Below are 14,645 nucleotides of genomic sequence, written 5' to 3' on the forward strand. Positions count from 1 at the left end.
TAGGTGCCACAGGCAGTTGCTGGACTCTCGCCGATTCGACCGCTCGGCACTCTTCATCAAACTGTCATCGAACTGTGGCAGCGCGCTTGAACAAACTTCATCAGACTCGCGTTCTACTGGGGTTCTGCGTTTCGGTGTTTTTCATGTTCAAGGGATTTTTTGCAATCGCGGCGTTGTTGGCCGCGGTTTTTTGCGTTCCGGCGTCCTACGCGGCGTCGCGTTGCGACGTCAATGTACCGACCGAACGGGTCGATCTGGATCAGGTGAGCCTGGCGTACCAGAGCATCGGCCGTGCGTCGGATCCGGCGCTGTTGCTGGTGATGGGCCTGGGCGGCCAGTTGATCCACTGGCCGGATGAAGTGGTGGTTGCGCTGTGTCAGCAGGGCTTTCGGGTGATCCGTTATGACAACCGCGATGTCGGTCTGTCGACCTGGCGCCAGACGCCGGTGGAAGCCAACCTGACCTTTGAAGTGCTGCGCTACAAGCTCGGCCTGCCGGTGGCGGCGCCTTACAGCCTGACCGACATGGCCGACGATGCGCTGGGCCTGATGGATGCGTTGCACGTCGAGCAATTCCACGTGCTCGGCGCGAGCATGGGCGGGATGATCGCCCAGCACATGGCGGCGATGGCGCCGCAACGGGTCGAAAGCCTGACGCTGATCATGACCAGCTCCGGTGCCGAAGGGTTGCCGGCGCCGAGCGCGGCGCTGGTGCAATTGCTGTCACGGCGCGGCGCGCCCAATCGCCAGATTGCCCTGGAGCAACAGGCCGATCTGCTGGCCGCACTGGGCAGCCCTTCGGTCAGCGATGACCGGCAGGCCTTGCTGCATCAGGCGGCGCTGTCCTATGACCGGGCGTTCAATCCCGAGGGCGTGAAGCGCCAGATCATGGCGATCCTTGCCGAACCGAGCCGGGTGGCGTTGCTCAATCAACTGCGCGTCCCGACCCTGGTGGTACACGGCACGGCTGATCCGTTATTGCCGGTGATGCACGGCGTGCACCTGGCGGCGCATATTCGCGGCAGTCAGCTGCGGCTGATTCCGGGGCTGGCGCACCGCTTTCAGGAAGCGTTCAAGGAACCTTTGCTGGCGGCGGTGTTGCCGTATCTGCGCGAGCATCGCGAAGACACGTCGCACTGGGCGCAGATCGAACCGGTGGCGGAACACAACCTGCTCTGACTCAGGCGTGCAGCCGCACCCACACCGACACCAGCAGCGTCGCTGCCATCAACCACGCCACCGCCGCCACCGCCAGCGAAGCTTCGAGGCGCATGCGGTCGACCATCACGTACAGCGTCGCCAGATACACGAAGTACGGAATGATCGACCACATGCCGAAGACGATGGTGGTCTTCAGGTCGTCTATCGAACGGCCCTTGCCGACGATGTAGTGGGCGATCAGGGCGAAGGTCGGGAACAGCGGCACCAGCCCTGCGATGTAGTAGTTTTTGGTCTTGGCCAGCATGGCGAGGATCACCACCACGGCCGCGCCGAGCATTGCCTTGAAAATCAGATCCACATCGTTCTCGCTTAATGGCTCAAGCCGTATTTCTTCACTTTGTCGAACAGCGTGGTCTTGGCCATCCCCAGTTCCAGGCTGGCCTGGGTCAGGTTGCCGCCGCTGCGTTGCAGGGCATCGCTGAGCAGGTTGCGTTCGAACGCTTCCACTGCTTCGGCGAATGCCAGACCCTGGCCCGCGCTACCCGCGCCGGTTTTCTTGAACGCTGGCAGGCCGAGGGCAAAACGCTCGGCGACGTTACGCAGTTCGCGCACGTTGCCCGGCCAGTCATGGCTCATCAGGCTCGACAACGTCTGGTTGTCCAGCTCCGGCAGCGCCCGGTCGAAACGCAGGGCCGATTGCTGGGTGAAGTGTTCGAACAGTTGCAGGATGTCTTCGCGGCGCTCGCGCAGGGGCGGCAGTTCCAGCGTTACCACGTTGAGGCGGTAGTACAAGTCGCTGCGAAATTCCCCGGCCTTGCTTGATTCGTCGAGGTCGGACTTGGTGGCCGCAATCACCCGGCAATCCACCGCCACGCTCTGGTTCGAGCCGAGGCGTTCGAGGGTGCGTTCCTGCAACACCCGCAGCAGTTTGATTTGCAACGGCAGCGGCATGCTTTCCACTTCATCGAGGAACAGCGTGCCGCCGTCGGCGTGTTCGATCTTGCCGATCCGCCGTTTGCCGGCGCCGGTGAAGGCATTGGCTTCGTGGCCGAAGATTTCGCTTTCGAACAGGTTTTCCGGCAGCCCGCCACAGTTCAGCGCAACGAACTGTTTGCTGTGACGGCGGCTGAAATCATGCAGGCAGCGGGCGACCAGTTCCTTGCCGGTGCCGGTTTCGCCTTCGATCAGCACATTAGCCGAGGTGTCGGCGACGTTGGCGATCAGTTCCCGCAGGTTCTGCATGGCCGGCGAGCGCCCGATGATCCGTCCTTCAAGTGAGTCGCGCTCGGCCAGTTGCCGGCGCAGGGACGAGACTTCGCGATTCAGGCTGCGTTGCTCCAGCGCACGACGGGCCACATCGACCAGACGCTCGGGGGAGAACGGTTTTTCCATGAAGTCATAGGCGCCTTTCTGCATCGCGCCGACCGCCATGGAAATATCGCCGTGGCCGGTGATCAGCACCACCGGCAGGCTGCGGTCGCGTTGCTTGAGTCGGGTCAGCAGTTCCAGGCCGTCGATGCCCGGCAGGCGAATGTCGCTGATGACGATCCCGGCGAAATTGTCACCGACTTGCTCCAGCGCTTCTTCGGCACTGCCGACGCCGATGCAGGGAATGTCTTCCAGCGTCAGCGCCTGCTGGCAGCCGAGCAGGACATGGGGGTCGTCTTCGACGATCAATACACTGAGGTCGTTGTTCATATTGGCTCGGCAGGAGTAGGGCTTACCAACGGTAAACTGAGGACGAAGGTGGTACCACCGCTGGCCGGGTGTTCGACACCCAGATGCCCGCCGGTGGCGGCGGCGAGGCTGGCCGACAGGGTCAGGCCGAGGCCCAGGCCCTGTTCGCCGGGCTTGGTGGTGAAGAACGGTTCGAACAGATGCTTGCGCGCTTCGGCGTCGATGCCGTGGCCGTTGTCGCGCACGCGCAGGCGATATTTGCCGTTGAATTCTTCGCCTTCCAGCCACAGTTCCGGCAGCGGTTGCGCCTGCATGGCGTCGAGGGCGTTGCCGATCAGGTTGACCAGAATCTGTTCCAGGCGCGTCTGGTCGATCTGCACCTGCACATCGTCGAACTGGCGATGCACTTTCAGGGCGGCACTTTCCACACGGGCGCCGAGCACTTGCAGGGCGGCGTCCACTGCTTTGCCGAGGCTGGCGCGGCCCTTGTCGTCGCCACGTCGGGCAAAGGAGCGCAGGCTGGCGGTGATCCGGCCCATGCGGTCGATCAGGTCGTTGATGGTCTTGAGGTTGGTGCTGGCGACATCGAGCTGGCCGCGCTCAAGGAAGCGAATGGTGTTGCCCGACAGCGTGCGCATCGCCGCCAGCGGCTGGTTCAGTTCGTGGGCGATGCTGGTGGACATCTGGCCGATGGCGGCGAGTTTACCGGCCTGCACCAGTTCGTCCTGGGCGCGGCGCAGAGTCTCTTCGGCCTGACGCCGTTCGCGGATCTGGCTCTTGAGCCGGTCGTTGCTGGCGCGCAGGTCGGCGGTGCGTTCGGTAATCCGACGCTCCAGCTGATTGTTGGCTTCCTGCAAGGCTTCGCGGGCGGCGAGGCGGGTGGCGATGACCTTGCGCCGTTCGTTCCAGGCGATCAGCAGGAATGCCACCAGGGCAAACGCCACGGCCACCAGAATCCCCTGATTGATTGCCTCGCGCCGCAGATCCTGCAACGGCGTGAGCAGGGTGAAATTCCACGGGGTATCGCTCAACGGTCGGGTTTGCGCCAGGTAGCTGATGTTTTCTTCATCGCCATCCTGTTGGCTCGGCACTTCGCTGTTGGCCGGGAAGGTGAGTTTTTCCACGCCTTCGGATAGGGTTTCCCGGGCCAGCGGTTGCAGCTCGTTCAGCGGGAACCAGTAGTACTGCAAGCTGCGGGCGAGTTTTTCCTTGGTCTCGTCGCTCAGCGGTATGACCGATTTCAGGCGCCGGGCCGGATCGCTGGACAGAATGATGATGCCGTTTTCATCGCTGACGAAGGCTTCGAGACGCGCCCGTTGCCAGCGTTCTTCCATGGCTTCCAGGCGTACCTTGACCACGGCGACGCCGATGATCTTGCCGTGCTCTTCGAGGCCGTGGGCCAGGTAATAACCGGGTTCGCCGTTGGTGCTGCCGATTCCGTAGAAACGTCCGGGCTGGCCGCGAATGGCGTTCTGGAAGTAGGCGCGGAACGACAGGTCTTCACCAAGGTAGCTGTCGACGTCGCGCCAGTTGCTGGTCGCCATGACGCGGCCGGTGGTGTCCATGACGTAGATGGCCCGACTGCGGCTGCGTCGGTTCAGGCCTTCAAGGTAATCGTTGACCGTTTGCCGGTGTTCCGGGGTCGGGTCGTCCAGCAGCTGCGAAACGCTCGATTCGAGCTCCAGCAGGCTGGGCAGGTAGGTGTATTTGCTGATCTCGCTTTCGACCGCGCGGGCGTGCAGTTCCAGTTGGCGCTGGCCGTTTTCGCCGAGGCTGCGGATGCCGAAATGTTCACTGGTCCAGAAGCCGATGTAACCCAGTCCGATCATCAGAGCGATGACCAGCGGCGGCAGGAACAGGTGGCGGATCAGACGGGGTTTCACGGCAAGTGATGGCGGCGTGGCGCGATAGAGAGTGGGGTCGCATTTCATCACAGATGCCTTGGGTCAACCACCTGCATTCCCCGACAGTGGATGTCGGGGAATGCAGCAGTTTTTAGTGCTGCAGGATTTTCTCGAGGAAATGCTGCGCGCGTTCGGAGCGTTGGCTGATGTCGCCAAAGAACTCTTCTTTCTTGCAGTCTTCGATGATCTTGCCGGCGTCCATGAAGATCACGCGGTCGGCCACTTTACGGGCGAAGCCCATTTCGTGGGTCACGCACATCATGGTCATGCCTTCGTGGGCCAGCTGCACCATCACGTCGAGCACTTCGTTGACCATTTCCGGATCCAGCGCCGAGGTCGGTTCGTCGAACAGCATGACGATCGGGTCCATCGCCAGCGCACGGGCGATCGCCACGCGCTGTTGCTGACCACCCGACAGTTGCCCCGGATGCTTGTGGGCATGAGCCGACAGGCCGACGCGCTCGAGCAGTTGCAGACCCTTTTTGGTCGCCTCTTCCTTGCTGCGGCCCAGCACCTTGATCTGCGCGATGGTCAGGTTTTCGGTGATGGTCAGGTGCGGGAACAGTTCGAAATGCTGGAACACCATGCCGACGCGCGAGCGCAGTTTCGGCAGGTTGGTCTTCGGATCGGCAATCGACGTGCCGTCGACCACGATGTCGCCTTTCTGAAACGGCTCCAGTGCGTTGACGCACTTGATCAGGGTCGACTTGCCCGAACCGGACGGGCCGCAGACCACGATCACTTCACCCTTTTTGACCTCGGTGCTGCAATCGGTCAGCACCTGGAAGTCCCCATACCACTTGTTGATGTTTTTGATAGAGATCATACGGCGAACCTTTTTTGCAGACGCTTGACCAGCACCGAGGCGGCAAAGCTGATGGTGAAGTACACGAGACCTGCGAAGATCAGGAACTCATTCGAGCGGCCAATGATGTCGCCACTGGCGCGCGAGGCGTTGAGGAAGTCCACCAGGCCCACGGTGTAGACCAGCGAGGTGTCCTGGAACAGGATGATGCTCTGCTGCAGCAGCAGCGGGGTCATCTTGCGGAACGCCTGGGGCAGGATGATCAGGCGCATCATCTGGCCGTAGGTCATGCCCAGTGCCTGCGCCGCGCCCATCTGGCCTTTCGGGATCGACTGCACGCCGGCCCGGACGATTTCGCAGAAGTACGCCGCTTCGAACATCATGAACGCCACGATGCACGAGGTGAACGCGCCGATCGGGGTGTCTTCGCCGGTGATCCAGCGCAGCACGAACGGCACTGCCAGATAGAACCAGGTGATCACCAGCAGCAGCGGGATCGAACGGAAATAGTTGACGTACGCACCGGCGATGCTCGACAGCAGTTTGCTGTGGGACAGGCGCATCAGCGCGAGGATGGTGCCGAGGATGATCCCGCCGACCACGCCCAGCGCCATCAGCTTGAGGGTCATCAGCATGCCGTTCCACAGGCCGGGAATGGCCGGAACGATGCCACTGAAATCGAATTCCATTATTTACCCCCCACGGAGATCAGGCCGGGCACGGCGACTTTCTTCTCGACCATGCGCATCAGCAGCATCAGGCTCATGTTGAGGGTGAAATAGATCAGGGTCGCCAGGGTGAAGGCTTCAAACAGGTTGGCCGAGAATTCGGCGGTCTGTTTGGTTTGCGCCAGCAGCTCCATCAGACCGATCAGGGACGCCACGGAGGAGTTCTTGAACACGTTCAAAAATTCCGAGGTAAGCGGCGGAATGATGATCCGGTAGGCCTGGGGCAGCAGCACGTTCCAGTAGATCTGCGGCAGCTTGAAACCCATGGCGCGGGCGGCGGATTCCTGGCCGCGTGGCAGCGCCTGGATGCCGGTGCGAACCTGTTCGCAGACACGGGCGGCGGTGAACAGGCCCAGGCACACGACAACGCTCAGGTAGGCCGAGGTGGTCGGGTTCAGGTCCTGCTTGTACCACTCCTGCAGATCCGGCGGCAGCAGATCGGGCACCAGGAAGTACCAGATGAACAGCTGAACCAGCAGCGGCACGTTACGGAACAGTTCGACGTAGCAGGTCGCGATGCCCGACACGATGCGGTTCGGCACGGTGCGCATGATGCCCAGCAGCGAGCCGAGTATCAGGGCGATCATCCAGGCCACGATGGCGATGGCGATGGTCCAGCCCAGACCGGAAATGAACCAGTCGAGATAGGTCTCGCTGCCCACGCCGGTGGACTTGAAGAACACGCCCCAGTCCCAGTTGTAATTCATTAGGGTCTCCCCTCGATTCGATCGATGTACAAGTGCCCGCCTGGGGAAGCTCCGTTCCCGCCCTGATTGTGAAAATCAGGCACACGCGATCGGCTCGACAGCCACCGGTTCGAGTGTTTCCAATAAGTGCCAGCAGGGAGTGACCATCCCCTGAAAAGGCAGGCGCCTCCTCAGGGGATAAGGTTAGTCAGAAATCAGGATTTCTTGTCGTCAGCCGCTTTGTCGGTCGGATTGGCGATCAGGGCCTTGAGCTCGTCGCTCATCGGGAAGTTCAGGTTCAGGCCTTTTGGCGGAATCGGCTGCATGAACCATTTTTCGTAGATCTTGTTGATCTCGCCCGACGCGTAGGTCGCCTTGATGGCGTCGTCGACAGCCTTTTTGAACGGCGCATCGCCCTTGCGCATCATGCAGCCATAGATTTCGTACGACTGTGGAGTACCGGTCACGGCCCAGTCGGAGGCTTTCTTGGCTTTGGCGGCTTCGCCGGCCAGCAGGGCATCGTCCATCATGAACGCAACGGCACGACCCGATTCCAGCATCTGGAAGGACTCACCGTGGTCCTTGGCGGAAATCACGTTCATGCCCATCTGCTTGTCAGCGTTCATCGCCTTGAGGATACGCTCGGAAGTGGTGCCGGCGGTGGTCACGACGTTCTTGCCTTTCAGATCGTCGAAATCCTTGTACTTGGAGTCAGCCTTGGACAGCAGACGGGTACCGATTTCGAAGATGCCGACGGAGAAGTCGACCTGTTGCTGACGCTCGACGTTGTTGGTGGTGGAGCCGCACTCGACGTCCACGGTGCCGTTCTGCACCAGCGGGATACGGGTTTGCGAAGTGACGAGGTTGTATTTGACCTGCAGGTTTGGCAGGTCCAGGTCTTTCTTGATCGCTTCGACGATGGCCAGCTGGATATCGTGGGAGTAGCCGACCGGCTTGCCGGAAGCGTCAGCGATGTAGGAGAAAGGAATGGAAGCGTCACGGTGGCCCAGGGTGATGACGCCGGACTCTTTGATCTTCTTAAGGGTGCCGGTGAGTTCGGCAGCGAAAACTGGTGTGCTGATCAGAGCGGCAGCAATGGCTGCGCCCAGGATATGGGGAACGATGCGCATCAAATTTTCCTCGACATTGTTTTTTTTATGGAGCCGGTTGAGCGGGCCCTTTTGAGCTTCGAATGCCTGACGGCTCCTGTTGTGTTGGCGCAACAGGCATTCGTCGAAGGAGTGTAGAGCATGAGTCGTGCCAGACCAGTCGCTACACGTTAATGCATTGATTTATAACGTTATTAAAGTTTTGTGATGGTGTTTTTCCGTGGATCTGATCCGGTTAACCGAATTGACCGTCAGGTCGCGTTCGGAAAACCGAACGTCTGCGACACGCCTTGTTTCAGCCTGAATGCAAAAAGCCCCTGAATCTTTCGATTCAGGGGCTTTTTGTTCAGCGACGAACGAATCAGGCCGCTTCGATCTTGCTGCGGTTCTGTTCGACCTTGTTCAGGTACGCCGCCAGTCGCTCTTGCTCGGCCGGTGTGGTGAACAGGCCCAGTTTGCTGCGACGCCACAGGATGTCGTGCGCGGTGGTGGCCCATTCTTCGGTGCACAAGTAATCGACTTCACGGGTATAGAGGCCGCCGCCGATGTGTTCGCCCAGGTCGGCGAGGGTGTCCACGCCTTCGAGCATGCGCCAGGTGCGGCTGCCGTAGGTAGTGGCCCAGCGACGGGCAATTTCGGTCGGTACCCAGTCGAACTTGTCGCGGATCTGCGCGCTCAAGGCCTGTGGCGTGGTCATGTCTTCGCCGCCGGGCAGGGTGGCGGTGGCCGTCCAGCTCGGGCGCATCTGGGTGAAGAACGGCATCAACTGCGCCATCGCCGACTCGGCGAGCTTGCGGTAGGTGGTCAGCTTGCCGCCGAACACCGACAGCAGCGGCGCTTCTTCGGTACTGCCGGACAACGCCAGGGTGTAGTCGCGGGTCACGGCCGACGGGTTATCGGATTCGTCATTGCACAGCGGACGCACGCCTGAATAGGTGTGCAGGATGTCGTCACGGCTGATCTGCTTCTTGAAGTGGGCGTTGACGACTTTCAGCAGGTAATCGGTTTCGCCATCGGTGATCGCCACGTTGGCCGGATCGCCGGTGTACTCGCGGTCGGTGGTGCCGATCAGAGTCAGGTTGTTCAGGTACGGAATGGTGAACACGATGCGCTGATCTTCGTTTTGCAGGATGTGCGCGTGATCGCCTTCGTACAGTTTCGGCACGATGATGTGGCTGCCCTGGATCAGGCGGATGCCGTACGGCGATTCCATCTTCAGGTCATCACGGATGAACTTGGCGACCCACGGACCGGCGGCGTTCACCAGCGCTTTGGCGGTGATCGAAAACAGGCTGCCGTCGGCGCGTTCCAGGTTCAGGTGCCACAGGCCCTTGGCGCGGCGGGCACTGACGCAACGGGTCTGGGTGTGAATGTGCGCGCCTTTTTCACGGGCAGCCATGGCGTTGAGAACCACGAGGCGGGCGTCGTCGACCCAGCAGTCGGAGTATTCGAAGCCTTTGCTGATTTCGCTTTTCAGTGCACTGTCGGCGCCGAACTTCAGGCTTTTCGAGCCCGCCAGTTTTTCGCGCTTGCCGAGGTGGTCATAGAGGAACAGGCCTGCGCGAATCATCCACGCCGGACGCAGGTGCGGGCGGTGCGGCAGCACGAAACGCATTGGCTTGACGATGTGCGGGGCCTTGGCCAGCAGCACTTCGCGCTCGGCCAGAGCTTCGCGCACCAGGCGGAATTCATAATGTTCGAGGTAGCGCAGGCCACCGTGGATCAGCTTGCTGCTGGCCGACGAGGTGTGGCTGGCCAGATCGTCCTTTTCGCAAAGGAACACCGAAAGACCGCGACCGGCGGCATCCGCTGCGATCCCCACGCCATTGATCCCGCCGCCGATGACGGCGATGTCGTAGATCTCGGAGATAGGGGGCGTACGCAAGGTAGATGTGGACATCGGCTGGCCTCGGGCTCTTTTGATTTTCTGTCTTGGAAATCGAACATGAATGTTCATTTGCGAAAATGGTAGCCCATAAAGACGCGCGCAGCCAGTCGACTTCGATTGAAAAAACTCATCGAAGGGTCGAGAAAGGAAAATATTCGAACATGAAATGCGCGTTAGAGTACTGATCGTTCCCACGTCGAGGCGTCGAACCGTCTGCGTGGGAATGCATACATTGACGCTCTGCGTCGGCTTCTGAATGGGACGCAGAGCGTCCCGGGCGGCATTCCCACGCAGAGCGTGGGAACGAGAATTCGCCGGGAGGGAGTTATGCGGGAGAGGGTTAAACGACTTCCAGACGAATCTTGTGCTGGCTCAGCAGTTGCGCCAGGGCCGGCACCGGCTGCTGATCGGTGACCAGGCAATCGATCAGGCTGATCGGGCCGAGGCGGATCATCGCGTTACGCCCGAACTTGCTGGAGTCCGCCGCCAGGATCACCTGCCGGGCATTGGCGATGATCGCCTGGGACACCCGCACTTCCTGGTAATCGAAGTCGAGCAGGCTGCCGTCTTCGTCGATGCCGCTGATACCCACCAGCGCAAAGTCGACCTTGAACTGGTTGATGAAGTCCACGCTCGCCTGACCCACCACGCCGCCGTCGCGACGCACGTTGCCGCCGGTCAGCAGCACATCGAAATCATCCTTGGCGCTGAGCATCGAAGCGACGTGCAGGTTGTTGGTGATGATCTTCAGGTGGCTGTGATTGAGCAGGGCGCGGGCAATCGATTCGGTCGTCGTACCGATATTGATGAACAGCGAGGCGTGATCGGGAATCTGTGCGGCGATGGCTTCGCCGATGCGTTGCTTTTCATCGCGCATCTGATCGGCGCGCATCGCGTAGGCGGTATTTTCGACGCTGGAATCATAGGCGGCGCCGCCGTGGTAGCGACGCAGCAGATTGGCTTCCGCCAGTTGATTGATATCGCGGCGGATGGTTTGCGGGGTAACAACGAACAGCGTGGCCATTTCCTCGATGCTCACATAGCCGCGTTCGCGGACCAGCTCGAGGATTTGCTGCTGACGGGGAGGCAGATTCATGGGGCTTCCTTTGGGCTGCCGTGCAAAATTTGCCCATGATGACGCAGGAATCCGCTCCCTACCAGTTTCCAAACAACGTGAAAGCTACTGCGCTCGGCAATCCTGCGTTAAAAACAGGCTCGGACTGCTCATTTACAAACCCGTAAACTCCGCGTCCTCGCCTGTTTTTGCCTTGTCTTGCCTTCGCTCGCTACGCTTTCACGCTGTTTGGACCAGCCTTAGTCAGTCCTCAGACTGGCTTATTCAGCGTCTTCACGTTCCCAATCACGGGTACGGCTGACGGCTTTTTTCCAGCCTTTATAGAGCTTCTCTTTGGCCGCTTCGTCCAGGCTCGGTTCGAACTCGCGCTCGATCACCGCTTTGCCGCGCAGTTCTTCCAGGCTGCCCCAGAAACCGCAAGCCAGGCCAGCCAGATAAGCTGCGCCGAGCGCCGTGGTTTCGCGCATTTTCGGACGTTCGACTTGAGTGCCGAGGATGTCGGCCTGGAACTGCATAAGGAAGTTGTTCGCCACCGCGCCGCCGTCCACACGCAGGGCCTTGAGGCGTTCGCCGGAGTCCTGTTGCATGGCGTCGAGGACGTCGCGGGTCTGGTAGGCAATCGATTCCAGCGCAGCGCGGATGATGTGATCCACACGCACGCCACGGGTCAGGCCGAACAGGGCGCCACGGGCATACGGGTCCCAGTAGGGCGCGCCGAGGCCGGTGAAGGCTGGCACCAGATACACGCCGTTGCTGTCCTTCACTTTATTGGCGAAGTATTCGGTGTCGTGGGCGTCGTTGACGATTTTCAGTTCATCGCGCAGCCACTGCACGGTCGAACCGCCGTTGAATACCGCGCCTTCCAGGGCGTAAGCCACTTCGCCGCGCGGGCCGCAAGCGATGGTGGTGAGCATGCCGTGCTGGGATTTCACCGCTTTGTCGCCGGTGTTCATCAGCAGGAAGCAACCGGTGCCGTAGGTGTTTTTTGCCTGGCCCGGCTCGACGCACATCTGACCGAACAGCGCAGCCTGCTGGTCGCCGGCGATACCGCCGATGGCGATGCCGCTTTTGGTACGGCCGTAGATTTCCGAGGAGGCTTTGACTTCCGGCAGCATCTCGCGCGGGATGTCGAGGATCTCCAGCATCTTCGCGTCCCACTCCAGGGTGTGGATGTTGAAGAGCATGGTGCGCGAGGCGTTGGTGTAGTCGGTGACGTGAACCTTGCCGCCGGTGAATTTCCAGATCAGCCAGCTATCGACAGTGCCGAACAGCAGTTCGCCGTTACGTGCGCGTTCACGGCTGCCTTCGACGTTGTCGAGGATCCACTTCAGTTTGGTGCCGGAGAAGTACGGATCGGTGACCAGGCCTGTGGTGTCGCGGATGTAGTCTTCATGACCGTCGCGCTTGAGCTGCTGGCAGATCTCGGTGCTGCGGCGGCATTGCCAGACGATAGCGTTGTACACCGGACGGCCGGTGGTCTTGTCCCAGACCACGGTGGTTTCACGCTGGTTGGTGATGCCGATGGCTGCGACCTGGTCATGGTGCAGGCCGGCCTGGGCCAGTGCTTCGACCATCACCGCGCTCTGGGTGGCGAAGATTTCCATCGGGTCGTGTTCGACCCAACCTGCTTGCGGGTAATGCTGGGCGAATTCCCGTTGTGCGGTGCAGACCACGTTCGCGTCGCGGTCGAAAATGATCGCGCGGGAGCTGGTCGTACCCTGATCGAGGGCAATGATGTAGTTCTTGTTCTGAATGTCGGTCATGTCGATTGCCTTGGACGAAATAAGGGAGAGTGGGCCGTGGCGCGGGCTCTATAAGGGCAGGAGCCCGCGCCGACTGTTTCAAGAAGTTCTTGGTTTGCCGTCAATGGCCGGTTCTGCATCCTTTGTAGCAGGTGTGACGCCGGTCAGGTGACGGGCAATCAGCCCGCGATACCCGGCAGCGCCGAGGCAGGCACCGACAATCGGTGCAAAAATCGGAATCAGGAAGTACGGGATTTCACGTGCGCCAGTGAAGGAAATTTCACCCCAGCCGGCGAAGAAAGTCATCAGTTTCGGACCGAAGTCCCGGGCCGGGTTCATCGCGAAACCGGTCAGCGGGCCCATTGAGCTGCCGATCACGGCAATCAGCAGACCGATCAGCAGCGGCGCCAGCGGGCCTTTCGGCAGGCCGTTGTTATCGTCGGTCAGGGACATGATCACGCCCATCAGGATCGCGGTGATGATCACCTCGACCAGGAACGCCTGGGCAGTCGATAGCGCAGGGTTCGGGAAGGTGGAGAACACCGACGCCAATTCCAGGCTGGCTTCAGTGCCACGAACCATATGGTGAGTTTGTTCGAAATCGAAGAACAGGTTGCTGTACAGCGTGTAAACCAGCAGCGCGCCGCAGAAGGCACCGGCGATCTGGGCCAGAATGTAGAACGGCAGTTTGCGCTTTTCGAAGTCGGCAAAAATGCTCAGAGCAATACTGACGGCGGGGTTCAGGTGCGCACCGGAAACGCCGGCGGTGAGGTAGATCGCCATGCTAACGCCGACGCCCCAGATGATGCTGATTTCCCACAGACCGAAACTGGCGCCCGCGACCTTGAGCGCGGCGACGCAACCCGTACCGAAAAAGATCAGGAGTGCAGTGCCCAGAAACTCGGCCAGGCACTGGCTCGAGAGCGATGGTTGCTGTAACGCAGTTGTCATTGAAAACCTCGGTTTTTGTTGTTGTCTGGCGCGTTGCCGACAGGGCAAGGCGCGATTTTCGCCGAGGCAGGATCCCCATCCTGTTCCCGGTTTACTGCTGGGTGCTGCGATGACGATAATTCTTACATTATTCAGATTCGAAAAAATATAGACAAGAAACAAACCTGTCAAAGGTCGAAAGTGAACCGCCAGTCACAAATAAACTATCAGTCACGTGAATGATCCTGCGGGTCACCCGGCCTGCGCGGTTGTTACTGGCCTGCAAACCCCGGGAAACGTGGCGCGTGGTAGAGCCTTTTGCCCAACGATGGCCTAAAATCCGCCGCAGGATTTTTTGCCACTGCCGAGCCCGGAGCTGCCATGACCCCTGCGTTGGACTTGTTGAAAAAAGTTCGTGCCGAACATCGCGTGCACAGTTACGAACATGACCCGAAGGCCGCGTCGTATGGCCTGGAGGCCGCGGAAAAACTGGGGCTCGATCCGGCGCAGGTGTTCAAGACGCTGCTGGCAGCCAGTGAGAAGGGAGAGTTGCTGGTGGCGGTGGTGCCGGTCGTCGGAAGTCTCGACCTCAAGGGGCTTGCTCACGCCGCCGGCGTGAAAAAAGTCGAGATGGCCGACCCGGCCGCCGCGCAGCGTTCCACCGGTTACCTGCTGGGCGGCATCAGCCCGCTGGGGCAGAAAAAACGCCTGCGTACCTTCATCGATAATTCGGCCCAGCCTTTTGCGAGCATTTATGTCAGCGCCGGTCGGCGCGGGCTGGAAGTGGAGCTGGCGCCGGCGGTTTTGGCAGAGCACACCCAGGCGAAATTTGCCGACATCGGTCGCCCTTGATGTCTGTATGAAGAAAATTGGCCGGCACTGTCACTGGCGCGGATCCGGCCGGCGCTGCATGCTCGTTCGACTGACACAGGGAGAAGGTT

General features: G+C 60.5%; 13 protein-coding genes. 2 read left to right on the top strand and 11 right to left on the bottom strand.

Annotated elements, in window-relative coordinates; translation table 11 throughout:
• The first annotated feature begins 143 nt into the window (after positions 1 to 143).
• Entirely contained in the window at positions 144 to 1,178 is a 1,035-nt protein-coding gene (locus BMZ46_RS01070; RefSeq protein WP_074688478.1) for an alpha/beta fold hydrolase, read from the top strand.
• Between the two features lies 1 nt (position 1,179).
• Here BMZ46_RS01070 and BMZ46_RS01075 read toward each other — a convergent pair whose 3' ends face one another.
• The 11 genes from BMZ46_RS01075 to BMZ46_RS01125 form a co-directional block, all read right to left on the bottom strand.
• Positions 1,180 to 1,509, bottom strand: a complete 330-nt coding sequence (locus tag BMZ46_RS01075) for a GlpM family protein (RefSeq protein WP_166742312.1) — start codon at positions 1,507 to 1,509, stop codon at positions 1,180 to 1,182.
• Between the two features lie 20 nt (positions 1,510 to 1,529).
• Positions 1,530 to 2,810, bottom strand: coding sequence for a two-component response regulator AauR (locus tag BMZ46_RS01080; protein WP_235375867.1), 1,281 nt, complete (start codon positions 2,808 to 2,810; stop codon positions 1,530 to 1,532).
• 44 nt (positions 2,811 to 2,854) lie between these two features.
• Positions 2,855 to 4,768 carry a two-component sensor histidine kinase AauS gene (locus BMZ46_RS01085; protein WP_039765823.1) on the bottom strand — a complete coding sequence of 638 codons (1,914 nt, stop codon included), beginning with the start codon at positions 4,766 to 4,768 and terminating at the stop codon, positions 2,855 to 2,857.
• A gap of 64 nt (positions 4,769 to 4,832) precedes the next feature.
• Entirely contained in the window at positions 4,833 to 5,567 is a 735-nt protein-coding gene (locus BMZ46_RS01090) for an amino acid ABC transporter ATP-binding protein (RefSeq protein ID WP_007953170.1), read from the bottom strand.
• Positions 5,564 to 6,235, bottom strand: a complete 672-nt coding sequence (locus BMZ46_RS01095; protein WP_007953172.1) for an amino acid ABC transporter permease — start codon at positions 6,233 to 6,235, stop codon at positions 5,564 to 5,566. Before BMZ46_RS01095 ends, BMZ46_RS01090 begins: the two co-directional genes overlap by 4 nt.
• Entirely contained in the window at positions 6,235 to 6,981 is a 747-nt protein-coding gene (locus BMZ46_RS01100; RefSeq protein WP_074688475.1) for an amino acid ABC transporter permease, read from the bottom strand. Before BMZ46_RS01100 ends, BMZ46_RS01095 begins: the two co-directional genes overlap by 1 nt.
• 194 nt (positions 6,982 to 7,175) lie before the next feature.
• Positions 7,176 to 8,090 (bottom strand): glutamate/aspartate ABC transporter substrate-binding protein, encoded by a 915-nt coding sequence (locus tag BMZ46_RS01105; protein WP_039765825.1) that lies wholly within the window; start codon positions 8,088 to 8,090, stop codon positions 7,176 to 7,178.
• Positions 8,091 to 8,430: 340 nt separating this feature from the next.
• Complete coding sequence (gene glpD / locus BMZ46_RS01110) at positions 8,431 to 9,969, bottom strand: glycerol-3-phosphate dehydrogenase (RefSeq protein WP_074688474.1); 1,539 nt, start codon at positions 9,967 to 9,969, stop codon at positions 8,431 to 8,433.
• A 328-nt stretch (positions 9,970 to 10,297) separates the two neighbouring features.
• The gene (locus BMZ46_RS01115; protein ID WP_007953179.1) at positions 10,298 to 11,053 is read right to left on the bottom strand and encodes a DeoR/GlpR family transcriptional regulator; all 756 of its coding nucleotides are present in this window, start codon (positions 11,051 to 11,053) and stop codon (positions 10,298 to 10,300) included.
• Between the two features lie 239 nt (positions 11,054 to 11,292).
• Complete coding sequence (gene glpK, locus BMZ46_RS01120; protein ID WP_039765827.1) at positions 11,293 to 12,795, bottom strand: glycerol kinase GlpK; 1,503 nt, start codon at positions 12,793 to 12,795, stop codon at positions 11,293 to 11,295.
• Positions 12,796 to 12,873: 78 nt separating this feature from the next.
• Positions 12,874 to 13,725, bottom strand: a complete 852-nt coding sequence (locus tag BMZ46_RS01125; RefSeq protein ID WP_039765828.1) for an MIP/aquaporin family protein — start codon at positions 13,723 to 13,725, stop codon at positions 12,874 to 12,876.
• A 360-nt stretch (positions 13,726 to 14,085) separates the two neighbouring features.
• On the opposite strand from BMZ46_RS01125, the gene ybaK reads away from it, so the two are divergent.
• Entirely contained in the window at positions 14,086 to 14,556 is a 471-nt protein-coding gene (gene ybaK / locus BMZ46_RS01130; RefSeq protein ID WP_074688473.1) for a Cys-tRNA(Pro) deacylase, read from the top strand.
• The last annotated feature ends 89 nt before the right edge of the window (positions 14,557 to 14,645 follow it).

The organism is Pseudomonas sp. NFIX49, from assembly GCF_900115915.1.
GTDB lineage: Bacteria > Pseudomonadota > Gammaproteobacteria > Pseudomonadales > Pseudomonadaceae > Aquipseudomonas > Aquipseudomonas pharyngis.

Coding starts and splice junctions, on each gene's coding strand:
- BMZ46_RS01070 (WP_074688478.1), top strand. CDS start 144: ATGTTCAAGGGATTTTTTGCAATCGCGGCGTTGTTGGCCGCGGTTTTT.
- BMZ46_RS01085 (WP_039765823.1), bottom strand. CDS start 4,768: ATGAAATGCGACCCCACTCTCTATCGCGCCACGCCGCCATCACTTGCC.
- BMZ46_RS01090 (WP_007953170.1), bottom strand. CDS start 5,567: ATGATCTCTATCAAAAACATCAACAAGTGGTATGGGGACTTCCAGGTG.
- BMZ46_RS01095 (WP_007953172.1), bottom strand. CDS start 6,235: ATGGAATTCGATTTCAGTGGCATCGTTCCGGCCATTCCCGGCCTGTGG.
- BMZ46_RS01100 (WP_074688475.1), bottom strand. CDS start 6,981: ATGAATTACAACTGGGACTGGGGCGTGTTCTTCAAGTCCACCGGCGTG.
- BMZ46_RS01105 (WP_039765825.1), bottom strand. CDS start 8,090: ATGCGCATCGTTCCCCATATCCTGGGCGCAGCCATTGCTGCCGCTCTG.
- glpD (WP_074688474.1), bottom strand. CDS start 9,969: ATGTCCACATCTACCTTGCGTACGCCCCCTATCTCCGAGATCTACGAC.
- BMZ46_RS01115 (WP_007953179.1), bottom strand. CDS start 11,053: ATGAATCTGCCTCCCCGTCAGCAGCAAATCCTCGAGCTGGTCCGCGAA.
- glpK (WP_039765827.1), bottom strand. CDS start 12,795: ATGACCGACATTCAGAACAAGAACTACATCATTGCCCTCGATCAGGGT.
- BMZ46_RS01125 (WP_039765828.1), bottom strand. CDS start 13,725: ATGACAACTGCGTTACAGCAACCATCGCTCTCGAGCCAGTGCCTGGCC.
- ybaK (WP_074688473.1), top strand. CDS start 14,086: ATGACCCCTGCGTTGGACTTGTTGAAAAAAGTTCGTGCCGAACATCGC.